A 17,451-nucleotide genomic window follows, 5' to 3' on the forward strand; every position below is an offset into this window, starting at 1 on the left:
CCGCATGTTCGAGTAGCAAATCTTTAATAATTCGCGCGGGCCGCCGCGATTAGGCGTCGGAACAGCGCAAAACCCTTAGGACGATGCACGAGCTGCTGCTTGCTCGACAGGGCGCGCAGATCGACGGGGTCTGCCGCCGCATAGAAAGCCAGGCCGGCGAGGGTGGCAAAGGCGGGCCCCGAATGGGCTTCCGGCAACGCGGTAAGCCCGCGCGGACGCCCGATCCGTACCGACCGGCCGAGTGCCTGCTGCGCATAATCGGCGATGCCCTTGAGCTCCGCCCCGCCGCCGGTCAGCACGACCTGGCGCCCGACCGGCCCTTCGAACTTCAGCTCGGCAAGCGCCTTGCCGACTTCGCCGATCAGGTGATCGAGCCGCTGGCGGATCACCGAGATGAGCTGCGCCTTGGTGATGCGCGTGCCGTCATGCGCGTCGTCCTCGGCCGAGATCGGCGCGACATCGATCATCTCGTGATTGTCGCGCGGGCTGGCGTTGGCAGAACCGTGGACGCACTTCATCCGCTCGGCCTGCGCGCGCCGCGTGCCGAACGCCGAGGCGATGTCGTCGGTAATGTCCTGCGCGCCGATCGGGATCGACATCAGGCCGACGAGCATACCGCCAGCGAACAGCGACACGTTGGTGATCCCCGCGCCCAGTTCGACCAAGGCGACGCCGAGCTCGCGCTCCTCGTCCGACAGGCAGGCCATCCCGGTCGCGACGGGCGAGGCGATGATCGACTTCACCTCGAGATGCGCATTGGCGACGCACAGGCCGAGGTTGCGCACCGGCGAGCCGTCGGCGGCGACGACATGGATGTGGACGCCGAGCCGATCGGCATGGAGCCCCAGCGGGCGCTTGACGCCGGTCAGCCCGTCGAGCGTGTAGAGCGCGGGCTGCGCGTGGAGCACCATCCGCCCGGCCGGATCGATCGAATCGCGCCCGGCCTGCAACAAGGCATCGATGTCCGATTGCTCGACGCGGTGGCCGCCCAGCTCGAACTCGATCGAGGCAACGTCGGACACCAGCCCGCCGGCCGAGAAACTGACCCAGACATTCTCGATATTGGTGCCGGCGATCCGCTCGGCCTGCTCGACCGCCTCGCGCACCGCAACCTCGGTCGCCGCCGCATCGGCGATATAGCCGCGCTTCACGCCCCGACTCTCGCGCTGGCCGGTGCCGAGCACGATCAGCTCGCCGCCGTCACCCTTCTGCGCGATCATCGCCGATACCTTCGACGACCCGATGTCGAGTGCGGTAATGAGACCTTCCGGTGCTGTCTTCGCCATCTGCCTTACCCCTGTTACGCCCGTCCTACGCTATCCTTGGCCAGCTGGCCCCGATTGTTTCGCTTCGATGCCTCCGGCCTTGGCGGTCGGCGTCGTTTCCGCCGTGCTCGGCGTGCCCGCTGCGCCCCCCGCCCCCGGTGCCGCTCCCGCTGCCGCCGGATCGGTGATCGCCTTGTTGTCGACCAGCCCCGGCTTGCGTGCCACCAGCCGGCTCGGGTCGCGCATGTCGAAACCGAGCCAGCCCTTGCCGAGCAGCGGCTTGACCCCGTCGAGCTGCGCGAACTTGATCAGCGCCCGGCCTGCCGCCTCGTCGCCCTCCGGCAAAGCGAGCGTCTCGCCGCTTTCGAAAGTGAGCGTCCAGCGGCGATTGCCGACCCAGGTCGCCGCCTTGACCTGGCCGCGCAGCGCCGGCGCCACGTCGAGCAACTGCCGATAGCCGAGCTCCTGCTCATTGGCATGCGCGCCGATGACGAGCGGCAGGTCGGGCATCGCCTCGGGATCGACCGGCTCGAGCCACGTCCCGTTCGACGAGATCAGCGCGAGCTGCCCCTTATTCTGCCAGATCGCGCTCGGCTGGCGCTCGATCACGTTGACGATCAGCGTATCGGGCAGCCGCCGCGAGACATGCGCATCCTCGATCCAGCCGCTGTGCGCAACCAGGTCCTGGCGGATCTTCTCGAGGCTGACGAGCGGCATCGCCATCGACGGCTGGTTCGCCGCGATCTTGTAGATGACGTTGTGATCCATCCGGTTGAGCCCGGTGATCTGGATATTGGTGACGCGGAAACCCGCATCGCCAATCCCCTCGCCGACCGCCGAGCCGATCGCGGCGGGCACGCCGAGATAGGTCGCCGCGCCGAGCGCCGCCGCGCCGACCAGTCCCATGATTGACCAGGTCGCGATCTTGTGCAGCGTCGCCTCGCTGACCGGCAGCAACGCGATCATCCGGTCGATTACCGACGCCTTGGGTGGCTTGCGGCGCTTGGGCTGGACCGGCCGGCGCGCGGTGCCGCGCTTGATCGTCCCGCTGCTCATTGCGGCTTCCGGTCCTTCAGCGCCTCGTCGACGATCGCCTGGACGAGCTGCGGATAGGAGATGCCGCAATGTTTGGCCTGCTCGGGCACCAGGCTGAGCGGCGTCATCCCCGGCTGGGTGTTGACCTCGAGCAGGAACAGCCCGTCGACTCCGGCCTCGTCGTCCCAGCGGAAATCGGAGCGCGACGCGCCCTTGCAACCGAGCAGGCGATGCGCGTCGAGCGCGATCTGCTGGCACGCCGCGGTGATCTCGTCGGGGATGGCGGCGGGGAAGACATGCTCGGTCTTGCCGTCGGTATATTTCGATTCGTAATCGTACCAACCGCTCAGCGGCTTCAACTCGGTCACGCCGAGCGCAGTGTCACCGAGCACTGCGGTGGTGAGTTCGCGGCCACGGATATACGGCTCCGCGAGCAGCTCGTCGAACTCGCTCCACGGGCCGGGCGTGGTCCGCGCAATCGGGTTGCCGTAATTGCCCTCGGCGGTGACGATCGCCACGCCGACCGACGAGCCTTCGTTGACGGGTTTCAGCACGTAGGGGCGCGGCAGCGGGTCGGCGTCGTACAGCGTCGCGCTCTTCACGATCCGCCCGCCCGGCATCGGGATGCCGGCGGGGACGAGCAGCAGCTTGGTAAGCTGCTTGTCGATCGCGATCACCGAGGTGGCGAGACCGGAATGGGTGTAGGTCAGCCCCATCAGGTCGAGCATCCCCTGCACCGACCCGTCCTCGCCGGGTGTCCCGTGGAGCGCGTTGAACACGATATCGGGCTTGGCCTCGGTCAGCCTTGCCGCGACGTCATGCCCCATGTCGATCCGCGTGACTTGGTGCCCCAGCGACTCAAGGGCTTCCGCAACGCCGGCGCCCGACATCAGCGACACTTCGCGCTCGGCCGACCAGCCGCCCATCAGGACTGCGACATGCAAGCTCACTTCGCTTCACCCACGCGCTGGATTTCCCACTCTAACGTAACACCAGACTGCGCCTTCACGCGCGCAATCACATCCTCGCCCAGCGCCTCGATGTCGGCGCTCGTCGCGCTGCCGAGGTTGAGCAGGAAGTTGCAATGCTTCTCGCTGACCTGCGCGTCGCCGCGCCGCAAGCCCCGGCAGCCGGCGGCGTCGATCAGCGCCCACGCCTTGTGGCCTTCCGGATTCTTGAAGGTCGATCCGCCGGTCTTCGAGCGCAGCGGCTGCGACGCCTCGCGCTCGGCGGCGATGCGGTCCATCTCGGCCTGGATCACCGCCGGCTCGTCGGGATGGCCGCGGAAGGTGGCGCTCACCACGACGCAGCCTTCGGGCAGCGTCGAGTGGCGATAGGTGTAGCCGAGCGCCGCGACCGCGAGCGTCTGTTGCTCGCCCGAGCGCAAGACGATCTCGCACTCGACGAGCACGTCCTTGGTCTCGCGCCCGTACGCGCCGCCATTCATCCGCACGAAGCCGCCGACCGTGCCGGGGATCGAGCGCAGGAACTCGACCCCGCCGATGCCGGCATCGCGCGCGCTCGACGAGACCAGGATCCCGCTCGCGCCGCCGCCGCAGCGCAGGGTGGTGGCGTCGAGCGTCTCGACCTTGGCGAAGGGCTTGCCGAGGCGGATCACCACGCCAGGCACGCCGCCGTCGCGGACGATCATGTTCGAGCCGAGGCCGAGCGGGAGGACGGGGATGCTGGGATCGAGCGCTGCGAGGAAGCCGCTGAGGTCGGCGATGTCCTTGGGTTCGAACAGCCACTGCGCGGTGCCGCCGGATTTGAACCAGACGAGCGGCGCGAGTGGGGCATTGTTCGTGACCCTGCCTTCTATTCCCCTCCCGCCTGCGGGAGGGGTTAGGGGAGGGAATGACCTGGAAGCTTGGGCGACGCTCGAAGAAGAAGGCCCTCCCCCAGCCCCTCCCGCGAGCGGGAGGGGGGAAGAAGAAGAAGCAGGAGAAGAGACGCTCGCGCTCATCGCGCCGCCTCGATGCCAGCCGCGAGCCCGGCCGCCCACTTGGTAATATCCCCTGCCCCAAGGCACACCACCATGTCGCCCGGCTGCACCACCTCGGCCAGCCGCGTCGCCAGCGACTCCGGGCCGGCGATCGTCGCCGCCGAGCGATGCCCGCGCCGCTTCAAGCCCTCGACCAAAGCATCGGCATCGACACCCTCGACCGGCGCCTCGCCCGCGGCATAGACCGGCGCCACGAACACCATATCGGCATCGTTGAACGCGCCCTGGAACTCCTCCATCAGATCGCCCAGTCGCGAGAAACGATGCGGCTGCACCACCGCGATCACGCGATTCTCGACGCCCTCGCGCGCCGCCGACAGCACCGCGCGGATCTCGACCGGATGATGACCGTAATCGTCGATGATCGTCACGCCACCGGTCTCACCAACTTTCGTGAAACGCCGCTTCACGCCGCCGAACTTGGCAAAACCCTGCTGGATTGTCGCATCGTCGATCCCCAGCTCGAGCGCGACGCCGATCGCGGCGAGTGCGTTCTGGACGTTGTGGCGCCCGGGCATCGGCATCTCGATCCCTTCGATCGACCGGCTCGTCCCGTCGCGGTGGCGAACGATCACCTCGAAGCGGTTGCCGCCCGGGATCGGCGTCACGTTCACACCGCGCACGTCGGATTGCGCCGAAAAACCGTAGGTCACCACACGCCGGTCGCGCACGCGCGGGATGATGTTCTGCACCTCGGGATGATCGAGGCAGAGCAATGCCGCGCCATAGAAGGGCACATTCTCGACGAACTCGACGAACGCATCCTTGACCGCGTCGAACGAGCCGTAGTGATCGAGATGCTCGGGATCGATATTGGTGACGACCGCGATTGTCCCGTCCAGACGAAGGAAGCTGCCGTCGCTCTCGTCGGCCTCGACCACCATCCAGTCGCTCGCGCCCAGCCGCGCGTTCGAACCGTAGGAATTGATGATCCCGCCGTTGATCACGGTCGGATCGACCCCGCCGGCATCGAGCAGCGCCGCGACCATCGAGGTCGTCGTCGTCTTGCCGTGCGTGCCCGCGACCGCGACGGTCGATTTCAGCCGCATCAGTTCGGCGAGCATTTCCGCGCGCCGCACCACCGGGATGCGCCGTTCGAGCGCTGCCTCGACTTCCGGGTTGCCGCGCTTGATCGCGGTCGACGTGACGATCACCGCGGCATCGCCGAGATTGTCGGCATGATGCCCGATCGCGACCGGAATGCCCTTCGCGCGCAGCCCTTCGACGACATAGCCCTCGGCGACGTCGGAACCCTGCACGGCATAACCGAGATTCTTCATCACCTCGGCGATGCCCGACATGCCAATTCCGCCGATGCCGACGAAATGGATCGTGCCGATGTCGGTTGCGACGCCTCTCATGCGAATGCCACCTTGGCTGGTTGGGGCTTGCCGATCGGCATGTCGCCGAGCGGATTGCCGAGATTCTCGACCAGATCGGCGAGGTCGCGCGCCGCATCGGGCCGCCCGCAGGCACGCGCCCGCCCGGCCGCATTCTGCAGCGCTTCGGGATCGAGCCCGAGCTTCTGCATCTGCTTGGCAAGCTCGACCGGCGTGAAGCTGCGCTGGTCGATCGTCCGAGCACCGCCGGCCTGTGTCATCTCGCGCGCATTGGCGGTCTGATGGTCGTCGGTCGCCGAGGGCAGCGGCACGAGGATCGCCGGCCGTCCCGCGCAGGTCAGCTCGGCCAGCGTCGAGGCCCCGGCCCGCGCGATCACGAGATGCGCCCAGGCGAGCTGCTCGGGCATGTCGGGCAGATAGGTGGCCAGATCGGCGGCAATCGACAGTTCGGCATATTTGGCGCGGCATGCATCGATATCCTCGATCCGCGCCTGGTGCGTCACCTGCAGCCGACGCCGGAACGCCACCGGCAAAAGCGACAGCCCGTCGGGTACGACCTGCGACAGCACGCTCGCGCCCTGGCTCCCGCCGGTGACGAGCACGCGGAAGATGCCGTCCTCCTCGAGCAACGGATAGGGCTTCGCGCGCAGTGCCAGCACCGCATCGCGCACCGGATTGCCGACCAGCCGGGTCTTCGCCTGCAGCTTGGGGCCGAGCCGCGCGACCTCGGCATAGGACGTCGCGATCGCGTCGACCTTGCCCGCGACCAGCCGGTTGACGCGGCCGAGCACCGCATTCTGCTCATGCACCGCGGTCGGAATGCCTTGGTTGAACGCGCCGAGCAGTGCGGGCAGCGCCGGATAACCACCGAAGCCGATCACCGCATCGGGGCGGAAGCTGCGGTACAGCGCGATCGCCATCGCGCGCCCGTTGATCATCGCGCGCGCCGCCTTCGCCCAGCCGAGCGGTCCCCCGCTGAGCCGCCCGGCGGGCAGGATATGCGTCTGGATTCCCTCAAACAGGCCGGGGAAGCGCACGCCACGCTCATCGCTGATGAGCGCGACATAATGTCCGCGCTTGATCAGCTCGGCCGCCAGCGCCGCGGCCGGCACCATGTGCCCGCCGGTTCCGCCCGCCGCCAATACAAAATGCCCCGCCTTGAACCGTCCTGCCGTCATATGCCGCTCCGATGCGCGATATACTTTGATCGCGTAACGAACGGATTGCGCCGGGTAAACGCCAGCAGCAACCCCATCCCGATCGACAGCGCGACCAAAGACGATCCGCCATAGCTGATGAAGGGCAGCGTCATGCCCTTCGACGGAGCGAGCCCGGTATTGACCGCCATCGAGATCAGCGCCTGGATGCCGAACTGCGTCGCGAGTCCGGCGGCCGCGAACAGCCGGAATTCATCCTGCTCGTCGAGCAGCTTGACGAACACGCGCACCACGATCGCGAGAAACAGCATGGCGATGATCATGCACGCGATCAGCCCGAATTCCTCGCCGATCACCGAGAAGATGTAATCGGTATGCCCCTCGGGCAGCCGGAACTTCATCGCGCCGCCGCCCGGCCCCGTGCCGCGCCAGCCGCCCGCGGTGATCGTGTCGTGCGCGGCATTGGTCTGGAAATGGTCGGCCGCGCCGACGCCGTCGGTCTCGGGGAACAGGAAGGCGTTGATCCGCGCGCGCGCCGTCCCGTAGAACATGTAGGCGGCCCCAAGCCCCAGCGGCACCGCGGCGATCAGCCCGCCGATCACCTTGGGCGACGTGCCCGAGATCATCAGCAGCGCCATCCACACCGCGCAGAACACCACGGTCTGCCCGAAATCGGGCTGGAGCATCAGTAGCACGGCGACGAGCGCGGTCATCCCGCCGGTGATCGTGACGACCGGCAGCGCCTCGTCCTGCCCGCGCATCGACAGTACCCAGGCCGCGGTGACGATGAAGAAGGGCTTGAGGAATTCGGACGGCTGGAGCAGCGACACACCGAGGTTGAGCCAGCGCGTCGCGCCATTTTTCTGCACGCCGATGACCGGCACCAGCATCAACAGCACCAGGCACGCGACCGTGCCGATCAGCGCCATCCGCCGCGCAACCGGCACCGGCAGCATCGACACGACCAGCAATACTGGCAGCGAGACGCTGACCCAGGCGAGCTGCCACCAGAGATAGAAGAGCGGCGGGACGATATGCTTGCCGTCGGAATAGCGCGTGGCGGCGGCGGGCGACGCCGCGCCGACCGCGACCAGGCCGACCGCAACGAGCAGCAGCGTGAGCAGCAGCAGCATCCGGTCGATGTCCCAGAACCACATGCCGAGCGCGGACCGGTCACCGCGTCCGCCGCGATGCTTCATGCCTTTCCACAGCTTTGGTGGAGGGGTGCGCGGCTCGCTCATGCCAGCGCCTCGACGGCCCGGCGGAACTGGTCGCCGCGATCCTCGAAATCGCGAAACTGATCGAACGAGGCGCAGGCAGGCGAAAGCAGCACGGTGTCGCCGGGCTGTGCGTTGGCGGCGGCCTGCGTGACGGCGGTGGCGAGATCGCCGCTGACGGTGACCGGCAGCTTGCCGTCGAGCAGCGCGGCGAAGCGCGGGGCAGCGTCGCCGATTGCGTAGGCGCGGACAACATGCCCGAACGACGGCGCGCAGGCGTCGAGATCGTCCGACTTGGCCTGTCCGCCGAGGATCCAGTGGATGCGCGGGAAGGCCGCTAGCGCCGGCGCGGTCGATTCGGGATTGGTCGCCTTGCTGTCGTTGACGAACGCCACGCCGCCCCGGACGGCGACGCGCTCCATGCGGTGCGGCAGGCCGGTGAAGCTTTCGAGCCCGCGGTCGATCATCGCCTCGGGGACGCCGAGCGCCTGGGCAACGGCGATCGCGGCGAGCGCGTTGTGCGCATTGTGCGGCCCTTGCAGGCTCGGCCAGCGCGACTGGTCCATGCACACGCCCGGCGCGATCTTGGTGAGATGCTCGCCGCGCGCCGACAGGCTGCGCGCAATCAGCGCCGAGGGCGTGTCGCCGATGCCGATCACCGCCGCGTGCGTCTTGGATTGCATCGCGAACAGCCGCGCTTTCGAGGCAGCATAGCCGTCGAAGCCCTCATAGCGATCGAGATGATCGGGGGTGAGGTTGAGCAGCACCGCGACATCGCAGTCGAGGCTGAAGGTCAGGTCGATCTGGTAGCTCGACAGTTCGAGCACATAGACGCCCCCCTCCGGCAGCGGGGCCTGTTCGAGGATCGGCAGCCCGATATTGCCGCCCATCAGGCTGGGGATGCCCGCAGTTTGCAGAATGTGATGGACGAGCGCGGTAGTGGTCGACTTGCCGTTGGTGCCGGTGATGCCGACTACCTTGTGTGGCGGGAGCGATCCGCGGGCTTGAGCGAAGAGTTCGATGTCGCCGATGATCGGGATGCCGGCGGCGCGCGCCTTCGCCGCGACCGGGTGGCGGTTGAGCGGCACGCCGGGCGAGACGACCAGCGCGTCGAACCCGGCGAGGTCGATCGCTTCGGGATCGGCAAACGCAACAGTCTCCCTCTCCCCTTCAGGGGAGAGGGTCGGGGAGAGGGGCTGTGCTGCGTTACCAAGCGGTCCGCCCGTTGCGGCGTCCCCCTCTCCCCGACCCTCTCCCCGCAAGCGGGTAGAGGGAGAAGAAAGTGCGTCGCGCTTCGCCGCATCCGAATCCCACGCGGTCACCCGCGCGCCACCGCCAAGCAACGCGCGAACGGTCGCTGCGCCCGAGCGTGCAAGCCCCAGCACAGCGAAGCTCTTGCCGCGCCAGAGGGGCGAGACGATCACCGGAGCTTCAACGTCGAGAGTCCTGCCAGCGCGAGCACCAGCGCGATGATCCAGAATCGGATCACGACAGTCGGCTCGCTCCAGCCGAGCTGTTCGAAATGGTGGTGGATCGGCGCCATCTTGAAGACGCGCTTGCCGGTGCGCTTGTAGAAGAACACCTGGATGATCACCGACATCGCCTCGACCACGAACAGCCCGCCGATGATGCCGAGCACTATCTCGTGATGCGCCACGACCGAAATCGCGCCGAGCGCGCCACCGAGCGCGAGGCTCCCGGTATCGCCCATGAAGACCGCCGCCGGTGGCGCGTTGAACCACAGGAAGGCGAGCCCCGCCCCGACGATCGCGCCGCAGAAGATCGCGAGATCACCGGCATGCGGCACGTGCGGGATGCCGAGATAATGCGCGAAATCGGCGCGGCCGACGAGATAGACGATCAGCATGAACGCGACGCTCGCGATGATCACCGGCATCGTCGCCAGGCCGTCGAGCCCGTCAGTCAGGTTCACCGCATTGCCGAACGCGACGATCGTGAACGCCGCGAAGACGATATAGAAATAGCCGAGATCGATCACCGAGCCGGTGTAGAACGGCAGATAGAGATGCGTGCCATTCTGGTGGACGATCAGCGTGGCCGCGATCCCGGCGATGACGAATTCACCGACCAGCCGCAGCCGGCTCGACACGCCGGCGGTGCTCGCCTTGCGGACCTTGTCATAGTCGTCGAGGAAACCGATCGCGCCGAAGCCCAGCGTCACGAAGGTGCACGCCCAGACATAGGGGCTCGACAGGTCCATCCACAGCAGGATCGAGGCGACCATAGAAGTCAGGATCATCAGCCCGCCCATCGTCGGCGTGCCGCGCTTGGCGAGGTGCGATTGCGGGCCGTCGGCGCGGATCGGCTGCCCCTTGCCCTGGCGCAGCCGCAGCCAGCCGATGAAGCGCGGGCCGATCAGCAGCCCGAGGAACAGCGACGTCGCGACCGCGGCGCCCGTGCGAAAGCTCTGATAGCGAATGAGATTGAGCAGTCCCGGAAAGCCCAGATACTCGGCGATGAAATAGAGCATTACAGTGTCCCGCTGCGCAGGGTTTCCGGTATCCTGCTTCGCAGGTCGGCGACGATTGCCGAAAGCCCCACGCCGTTCGATCCCTTGATGAGCACCGCATCGCCCGGCGCCAGCATCTCTGTGAGCTTGGCGCGCGCCGCGGCGGCGTCGGCGACATGGACGAAATTGCCCTGCCCCTCAAGCGCGTTCGCCAGCGGCGCGATCGCTTCACCGACAAGAATGCCCGCTTCGACCCCCGCGGCGAGAATCGGCTCGACCAGCGCGGCATGATAGACGTCGGACCGCTCGCCGAGTTCGCGCATTTCGCCGAGCACGACGATTTTGCGCGCGGCGGGTTCTGCGGCCAGCACCGCGAGCGTCGCGCGCATCGACGACGGGTTGGCGTTGTAGCTCTCGTCGATCACCAGCGCTTCGCCCCGGCTCTCGCCGTTGCCCACCCGCACGCCGAAGCGTGCGCCGCGCCCGGCGAGGCCGCCCAGGTCGGCCAGCGCCAGCCCCGCCGCGACCAGATCGCCGCCGACCGCGTCGACCGCGGCGAGCAACGCCAGGCTGTTCGACACCCAATGTGCGCCGGGCTGGCTGATCGTGAAGCTCAGTTCGCGTGTCCCCACCACCGCGGTGACGAAGGTGCCCCCAGCCGCCGTGCGCATTGCCTCGATCGCATGGACGTCGGCGCCCTTGTCGAGCCCGAAGGTCACGATTCGCGCAGCATAGGGCGTGGCGGCGGCGATCAGCCGGTCGCGGTGCGGGCTGTCATAGGGAACGATCGCCACCCCACCCGGCTCGAGCCCGGCGAAAATCTCGCCCTTGGCGTCGGCGATCGCGGCCTCGTCGCGGAAGAAGGCGGTGTGCGCCGGGGCGATCGTCGTGACGATGGCCACGTGCGGGCGGACAAGTTGCGTCAGCTGCGCGAGCTCGCCGGCATGGTTCATCCCCATTTCGAACACGCCGAAACGTGTCGCGGCGGGCATCCGCGAGAGGCTGAGCGGCACGCCGGTGTGGTTGTTGTAGCTCTTGACCGAACGATGGGCCGCGCCGGGCGCGCCGCGATCGAGCGCGGCGAACAGCGCCTCCTTGGTGCCGGTCTTGCCGACCGATCCGGTGACGCCGATGATTTTCGCAGCGGTCCGCGCGCGGGAGGCCCGGGCGAGCGCGTCGAGCGCGGCGGTCGTGTCGGCGACGAGGACGTGCGGATGCTCGACCGGCTGCGATACGATCGCGCCGGCGGCGCCCTGCGCGAAAGCTTGCGGCAGGAAGCGGTGGCCGTCGGTCGCCTCGCCGGTCAGCGCGATGAACAGGTCGCCGGGGCCGACCTCGCGCGAGTCGAAGGTGACGCCGGTGGCGGTGAAGAGTGTCGATGCGGTGCCGCCGGTGGCGGCGGCGATGTCGGCGGAGGTCCAGAGGCTCGCGTTCACTGCTCCCCTCCCGCCTGCGGTAGGGGCTGGGGGAGGGCAGTGCCTAACATTGAGAGCGCGCGACTTGAGGCACGCCCCTCCCCTAACCCCTCCCGCAAGCGGGAGGGGGATAAGAAGAAGGAGAAGGTCGTCACGCGGCCATCTCGCGCGCGACGCTGACATCATCGAACGGCAGCACCAGATCGCCGACGATCTGCCCCTGCTCATGCCCCTTGCCCGCGATCATCACGATATCGTTCGGCCCCGCCGCAGCGATCGCCGCGCCGATCGCGTCGCGGCGCGCGCCGATCTCGGTCGCGTCCGGCGCGCCTTCGAGCACCATCGCGCGGATCGTCGCCGGGTCTTCCGAGCGCGGATTGTCGTCGGTGACGATCACCGTGTCGGCCATGCCGTGCGCCACCGCGCCCATCGCCGCGCGCTTGCCCTGGTCGCGGTCGCCGCCCGCGCCGATCACGACGATCAGCTTGCCCGCCGCATGCGGCTTGAGCGCTGCGATCGCCGCCTCGAGCGCATCGGGCGTATGCGCATAATCGACATAGACCGGCGCACCGCTCCGCGCGATCACCGCGCGCTCGAGCCGTCCGCGCACCGGCTGCAACCGCGACAACGCCGCCAGCGTCGTCGCGACATCGCCGCCCGCCGCGATCACCAGCCCGGCCGAGGTCAGCGCATTCGCCGCCTGATACGCGCCGATCAGCGGCAGGTTGATCTTGAAGGTCTTCCCTGAAGCCTCGATTTCGAGCCCCTGCCCGAGCAACGTCGGCACGCGCCCGACCAGCTTGAGCGTCTCGCCATGCGTCCCGACCGACAGCACGCTGATGCCGCGCGCACGCGCAACCTCGGCGACGCGCGCTGCGGCGGGATCGTCGGCCCACACCACCGCAACGCCATCCTCGACCAGCACTTCGGAGAACAGCCGCAGCTTGGCCTCGAGATAGGCCTCCATCGTGCCGTGATAATCGAGATGGTCGCGGCTGAGATTGGTGAACGCCGCCGCCGAGACGCGCAGGCCCTCGGTGCGGTATTGCGACAGGCCATGGCTCGACGCCTCGAACGCGACATGGCTCACGCCTTCGCGCGCGAGGCCCGCGACGTTCGACAGGAAAGTGACGATGTCGGGCGTGGTCAGTCCGGTCGAGACGCGATCGTCGGCGGTGGTGACGCCGAGCGTGCCGATCGAGGCGGCATGGAAGCCCGCCATCCGCCACAGCTGCCGCACCATCTCGACGGTCGAGGTCTTACCGTTGGTCCCCGTCACCGCGACCGCCGTCGTCGGGAACGGTGCAAAGAAGCGCGCCGCGAGCTCGGCGAACTTCCGCCGCGGCTCGACATCGGAGATGTGGAGCGCGCCTTCGACCAGCGCCTCGGGCCGCGCGACGACGGCAATCGCGCCACCAGCGACTGCAGCCGGCACATAGTCCTCGCCATTGACGACCGCGCCCTGGAACGCCCCGAACACCACGCCCGGCGCGACCTTGCGATGGTCGATCGCGAAGCCGGTGATCGTCGTGTCCGGCGCGCCGGGGACCAGCGCGGAAAGCTTCATTGCTCTTCTCCGCCGGTCGGCGGCGCGGCGCCCGCGACCAGCGTCAGCATCGGCCGCAGATCGCCGAGCGCAACCTCGCGCCGCGTGTCGGGCATCACGCCGAGGATCGCACCGGTGCGCGCGATCACCCGCCCGACGACCGGCGCCGCGTTCCACGCCGCGGTCTTCCAGCCGCCCGTTTCCTTGGTGCCCAAAGGCGAATCGAGCATCGCCAGCACGACATAACGCGGCGCATCCATCGGGAAGGCCGCGACGAAGGTCGCGACGTTGCGGTGATGGTCGTACCCGCCGTTCGACGCCGCCTCGGCCGTCCCGGTCTTGCCGCCGACGCGGTAGCCCGGCGCGTCGCCCTTGCGCCCGGTGCCGTAGAGGCAGACGAGCCGCAGCAGCTGGCGCATGCGCGCGCTGGTCTGTTCGCTCAGCACGCGCCGACCGGCGGGCGCCTGGCCCGGCGCGACCTTCAGCAGCGTCGTCGGGCGCCACACGCCGCCATTGACCATCGTCGCATAGGCATTGGCGAGATGCAGCGGCGTCACCGCGATGCCGTGGCCGTAGGCCGTCGTCATCACCGTGGTGCGGCCCCAATAGCGCGGCCAGATCGGGCCGGCGCGCTCGCGCAGCTCGATCGACGGGCGCTCGCCAAAGCCCATCGCGGTGAACATCGCCGACAGCTTTTCCTTGCCGACTTCATCGGCGATCCGCGCGGTCGCGACGTTCGACGAATAGATCAGCGTCTCGGGGATGTTGAGCCAGCGCTTGGGATCGCCGCGTTCGTCGTGGATCGTATAGCTGCCGACCTTGAGCGGCGCGGTCGCATCGAAGCGGCGCGCCATCGAGGTGATCGTGCCCGTCTGGATCGCGGTGGCCATCGTGATCGGCTTGAAGGTCGAGCCGAGCTCATAAACCGACTGCGTCACGTTGTTGCGCAGCGCCTCGCTGCTCGTGCCGGTCAGCTTGTTGGGATTGTACACCGGCAGCGACACCATCGCGACGACCTCGCCGGTCTGCACGTTGAGCACGAGTCCGGTCGCCGCCCGCGCCTGGAAGGTCACCATCGCGCGGCCGAGTTCGCTTTCCATCGCGCCCTGCACGCGCGCGTCGATCGACAGCGCGATCGGCTCACCGCGACGGCGCGGGTCGGTGAGGCGTTCCTCGAAGGCGCGCTCGATCCCGGCACGGCCAAGGATCTTCTGGTCGGTGGCGGTCGGCCCGATATAGCCGAGCACGTGCGCCGCCATCGTCGATTGCGGATAAAGCCGCTCGGGCTCGCGCGCGAAGACGATGCCGGGCTCGCCGAGCGCGTGGATCTGGTTCACCATCGCCGGCGAGGCGTGCTTGTCGAGATAGGTGAACTTGGCCTTCATCGTCAGCCGCTCGAGAAACCAGGCGGCATCATGCTCGGGCATCAACCCCGCCAGCCGCGTCGCCAGGTCCTGTCGATCGCCGAGCAGTTCGGCCGGGCGCACGCCGATCGTCCACGCCTCGATCGTGCGCGCAAGCGGCTGGCCGTTGCGGTCGAGAATGTCGCCGCGGACCACCGGGTTGACGGTCAGCGTCGCCGCCCCCGCCGGTGCACCGAGCAGGCCGAGCAAGGCGAGCCGCCCGATCACCAGCACGAACCCCGCCGCGATCAGCAGCATCAGCATCATCAGTCGCACATGCGCCACCGCGACCAGCGCATGGCGCTGATCGTTCGAGCGGCGTGCCGGCAGCGGACGTGCGACGAGCGTGCTCATCGACCCGACTTGGTCTCGGCCCGGGCGGAACTGCGCAGATCACCGATCACGCTGTCGTCGAGCAGCGCGCGATCGAGCAGCGCGACCGCCGCGCGCGGACGCTGCGATGAAACTGCGGCCATCGCGGTGCGGGCGACCGGGGCGACACTCGGCTTGGCGACTGCGGCCGGCGGCGCCGACGGCGCGCGGACGACGGTCGGCAGTTTGGGCTGCGCGGCGACCTGCTGGCTGGTGATCGCCGCGACCGGACCGGCCGGAACGAACGACGCCAGCTGCGGGCCGACGCCGCGCTGCGTCGGCTCGATCGCGGCGAGCGCGGTCTCGTCCCCGACGAACTGGTCCGCCGCCGGCGCGACCAGGCCGAGCGATTCGGCGTTCCACTTGTCGAGCTGCGCGAGGTTGGCACGCGTGTCGAATTCGGTCTCGAGCGCGCGGATGTCGCGCCGCGCGCGCTGGATCTCGGCCGCAGTCCGGTCAAGCTTCTTGCGCTCGGCCGCGACCTGCAGCGGCACCAGCAGGAAGCCGAGCGCCACCGCGACACCGGCGAGAAACCATCCGAGACTCTTGCCCGCAAGACCAAGCATTACAAACTTCCTTCTGACCATGCGGCGGCACCGGTCCGTCGTGCCGTCCGCAACGTTGCCGATCGCGCGCGGGGGTTGCGCTCGATCTCGTCCTCACTCGCCTTCACCGGCCGCCCGACCGCTTCGAAGCTCGGGGCGTGCTTTGCCGCCACTTCGGGCAGATGCCGCGAGCCCGCCGGAAGCGATCCCGAGCGTTCCCGCAGGAAGCGCTTGACCATGCGATCTTCCAGACTGTGGAAGGTGACGATCGCCAAGCGTCCACCCGGTGCCAGCGCACGCTCGGCCGCAGCCAGGCCATCCTCGAGCTCACCGAGCTCGCGGTTGATGTGGATGCGAATCGCCTGGAAGGTCCGCGTCGCGGGATCCTTCTTGTCATGCGGCTTGTAGCCGAGCGCCTTGCGCACGATCCGCGCGAGTTCGCCGGTGCGGGTGATCGGCCGGTTGTAGACGATCGCCTGCGCGACACGGCGGGCGCGCGGCTCTTCGCCATATTCCTTGATGACATCGGCAATTTGCGCTTCGTCGGCGGTGTTGAGGAAATCGGCGGCGCTCTCGCCTTCCTGGCTCATCCGCATGTCGAGCGGCCCGTCCGACTGGAACGAGAAGCCGCGCTCGGCCTGGTCGAGCTGCATCGACGACACACCGATGTCCATCGTCACGCCCTCCACCGGCAGCGCGTCGCGCGCGGCGAGCTCGGCATCGAGCGCCGAGAAGGTCGCGGGAACGAGCGTCAGCGCACCGTCGGCCGCCGAGACGATCGCGGCGCCCGCGGCGATCGCATCGGGGTCGCGATCGAAGGCGAACACGCGCGCGCCGCGCGCCAGCATGCCCTGCGTGTAGCCGCCCGCGCCGAAGGTCGCATCGACATGCGTTTCGCCGGCTTCGATCGCGAGCGCGTCGAGCACTTCGGCGAGCAGTACGGGGATGTGCGGGGCGTCGCTCACAGCGCGATCCCCTTGACCTTGCAGTGATAGCGGCACGCCGCCTGCATCGCTTCGTCGACCCCGACCGCGTCGAGCAGGGTGCGCGGGTCCCAGATGTCGATCCAGTCGAACGTGCCCCAGAAGAAGGCGTTCTCGGCGATATTGGCGTAGTCCCGCGGGAAGCCGGGCATGATGAAGCGGCCCGAACCGTCGAACGGCACGGCCTCGCCGCTCGCGTTGCGGCGCTTCAGGTTGAAGTCGGGCTTGCCATGCTCGGCGATGTAGCGCGCCTGGAGCAGTTCGACCTCGGCCTTGAGGATCGCGACGTAGCCGGGATCATACGCGCGCAGGCATTTCTGCTCGGGATGGACGCCGATGATGACGGTGCCGCCATCCTTGCCGTCGGCGCGCGGGCTGTTGGTGGCGAGCGCCTGGCGCAGCGATGCAGGAATCGCGACCCGGCCCTTGTCGTCGACAAGTCCCAGTCCCTCCCCCTGATAATCGCTCCGGTCTTCCACGCTTCCCCCGCACACGGCGGACAAGCCTCTCCCGAACCGAGAATCGCGCAGTCGCGAATTTCGGTGCCCGTAGTGTCAGCGCATGACGCGCAGGCGAGATGAGTCTGTCCCTGTGAAGGACAGTTACCATGGGCTCGTTCGGGGACACAAGGGGAAATCCGGGGATTTCAGGGGAAACCCTTATCGAAGGCGGTCTGGCGGCCGCGTTTTGGGCATCATGTC

15 protein-coding genes are annotated in these 17,451 nt (G+C 68.3%); all 15 read right to left on the reverse strand.

Features of this window, described 5'->3' with window-relative positions; genetic code table 11:
- Window positions 1–23: 23 nt before the first annotated feature.
- Window positions 24–1,286 carry a cell division protein FtsA gene (gene ftsA / locus U1872_RS17985; protein ID WP_332794293.1) on the reverse strand — a complete coding sequence of 421 codons (1,263 nt, stop codon included), beginning with the start codon at window positions 1,284–1,286 and terminating at the stop codon, window positions 24–26.
- Window positions 1,287–1,316: 30 nt separating this feature from the next.
- Window positions 1,317–2,321, reverse strand: coding sequence for a cell division protein FtsQ/DivIB (locus U1872_RS17990; protein ID WP_332794294.1), 1,005 nt, complete (start codon window positions 2,319–2,321; stop codon window positions 1,317–1,319).
- Window positions 2,318–3,250 (reverse strand): D-alanine--D-alanine ligase, encoded by a 933-nt coding sequence (locus U1872_RS17995; RefSeq protein WP_332794295.1) that lies wholly within the window; start codon window positions 3,248–3,250, stop codon window positions 2,318–2,320. Before U1872_RS17995 ends, U1872_RS17990 begins: the two co-directional genes overlap by 4 nt.
- The gene (murB, locus tag U1872_RS18000; RefSeq protein WP_332794296.1) at window positions 3,247–4,263 is read right to left on the reverse strand and encodes a UDP-N-acetylmuramate dehydrogenase; all 1,017 of its coding nucleotides are present in this window, start codon (window positions 4,261–4,263) and stop codon (window positions 3,247–3,249) included. The genes U1872_RS17995 and murB overlap by 4 nt, the downstream gene beginning before the upstream one ends.
- Window positions 4,260–5,663, reverse strand: coding sequence for a UDP-N-acetylmuramate--L-alanine ligase (gene murC, locus U1872_RS18005; protein WP_332794297.1), 1,404 nt, complete (start codon window positions 5,661–5,663; stop codon window positions 4,260–4,262). Before murC ends, murB begins: the two co-directional genes overlap by 4 nt.
- The gene (gene murG / locus U1872_RS18010) at window positions 5,660–6,820 is read right to left on the reverse strand and encodes an undecaprenyldiphospho-muramoylpentapeptide beta-N-acetylglucosaminyltransferase (protein ID WP_332794298.1); all 1,161 of its coding nucleotides are present in this window, start codon (window positions 6,818–6,820) and stop codon (window positions 5,660–5,662) included. Before murG ends, murC begins: the two co-directional genes overlap by 4 nt.
- A complete protein-coding gene (locus tag U1872_RS18015; protein ID WP_332794299.1) occupies window positions 6,817–8,040 on the reverse strand; it encodes an FtsW/RodA/SpoVE family cell cycle protein in 1,224 nt (407 codons plus the stop codon). Before U1872_RS18015 ends, murG begins: the two co-directional genes overlap by 4 nt.
- Window positions 8,037–9,440, reverse strand: coding sequence for a UDP-N-acetylmuramoyl-L-alanine--D-glutamate ligase (murD, locus tag U1872_RS18020; RefSeq protein ID WP_332794300.1), 1,404 nt, complete (start codon window positions 9,438–9,440; stop codon window positions 8,037–8,039). The genes U1872_RS18015 and murD overlap by 4 nt, the downstream gene beginning before the upstream one ends.
- Entirely contained in the window at window positions 9,437–10,507 is a 1,071-nt protein-coding gene (gene mraY / locus U1872_RS18025; RefSeq protein WP_332794301.1) for a phospho-N-acetylmuramoyl-pentapeptide-transferase, read from the reverse strand. The genes murD and mraY overlap by 4 nt, the downstream gene beginning before the upstream one ends.
- Window positions 10,507–11,922, reverse strand: a complete 1,416-nt coding sequence (locus U1872_RS18030; RefSeq protein WP_332794302.1) for a UDP-N-acetylmuramoyl-tripeptide--D-alanyl-D-alanine ligase — start codon at window positions 11,920–11,922, stop codon at window positions 10,507–10,509. Before U1872_RS18030 ends, mraY begins: the two co-directional genes overlap by 1 nt.
- A gap of 130 nt (window positions 11,923–12,052) precedes the next feature.
- Window positions 12,053–13,468, reverse strand: a complete 1,416-nt coding sequence (locus U1872_RS18035) for a UDP-N-acetylmuramoyl-L-alanyl-D-glutamate--2,6-diaminopimelate ligase (protein ID WP_332794303.1) — start codon at window positions 13,466–13,468, stop codon at window positions 12,053–12,055.
- Window positions 13,465–15,204: a peptidoglycan D,D-transpeptidase FtsI family protein gene (locus tag U1872_RS18040; protein ID WP_332794304.1), complete on the reverse strand. Its 1,740-nt coding sequence runs from the start codon at window positions 15,202–15,204 to the stop codon at window positions 13,465–13,467. The genes U1872_RS18035 and U1872_RS18040 overlap by 4 nt, the downstream gene beginning before the upstream one ends.
- Entirely contained in the window at window positions 15,201–15,788 is a 588-nt protein-coding gene (locus tag U1872_RS18045) for a hypothetical protein (RefSeq protein WP_332794305.1), read from the reverse strand. Before U1872_RS18045 ends, U1872_RS18040 begins: the two co-directional genes overlap by 4 nt.
- A complete protein-coding gene (rsmH, locus tag U1872_RS18050) occupies window positions 15,788–16,732 on the reverse strand; it encodes a 16S rRNA (cytosine(1402)-N(4))-methyltransferase RsmH (RefSeq protein ID WP_332794306.1) in 945 nt (314 codons plus the stop codon). The genes U1872_RS18045 and rsmH overlap by 1 nt, the downstream gene beginning before the upstream one ends.
- On the reverse strand, window positions 16,729–17,229 hold the full coding sequence (locus tag U1872_RS18055; protein WP_332794307.1) for a division/cell wall cluster transcriptional repressor MraZ: 501 nt from the start codon (window positions 17,227–17,229) through the stop codon (window positions 16,729–16,731). Before U1872_RS18055 ends, rsmH begins: the two co-directional genes overlap by 4 nt.
- Between the last annotated feature and the right edge of the window lie 222 nt (window positions 17,230–17,451).

The organism is Parasphingomonas frigoris (assembly GCF_036663815.1).
GTDB lineage: Bacteria > Pseudomonadota > Alphaproteobacteria > Sphingomonadales > Sphingomonadaceae > Sphingomonas.

Bases quoted from the DNA above. Each gene is read 5' to 3' on its own strand.
- U1872_RS18045 (WP_332794305.1), bottom strand. From the start codon at position 15,788: ATGCTTGGTCTTGCGGGCAAGAGTCTCGGATGGTTTCTCGCCGGTGTC.
- U1872_RS17990 (WP_332794294.1), bottom strand. From the start codon at position 2,321: ATGAGCAGCGGGACGATCAAGCGCGGCACCGCGCGCCGGCCGGTCCAG.
- ftsA (WP_332794293.1), bottom strand. From the start codon at position 1,286: ATGGCGAAGACAGCACCGGAAGGTCTCATTACCGCACTCGACATCGGG.
- murG (WP_332794298.1), bottom strand. From the start codon at position 6,820: ATGACGGCAGGACGGTTCAAGGCGGGGCATTTTGTATTGGCGGCGGGC.
- murB (WP_332794296.1), bottom strand. From the start codon at position 4,263: ATGAGCGCGAGCGTCTCTTCTCCTGCTTCTTCTTCTTCCCCCCTCCCG.
- U1872_RS18035 (WP_332794303.1), bottom strand. From the start codon at position 13,468: ATGAAGCTTTCCGCGCTGGTCCCCGGCGCGCCGGACACGACGATCACC.
- U1872_RS18015 (WP_332794299.1), bottom strand. From the start codon at position 8,040: ATGAGCGAGCCGCGCACCCCTCCACCAAAGCTGTGGAAAGGCATGAAG.
- U1872_RS18040 (WP_332794304.1), bottom strand. From the start codon at position 15,204: ATGAGCACGCTCGTCGCACGTCCGCTGCCGGCACGCCGCTCGAACGAT.
- murC (WP_332794297.1), bottom strand. From the start codon at position 5,663: ATGAGAGGCGTCGCAACCGACATCGGCACGATCCATTTCGTCGGCATC.
- mraY (WP_332794301.1), bottom strand. From the start codon at position 10,507: ATGCTCTATTTCATCGCCGAGTATCTGGGCTTTCCGGGACTGCTCAAT.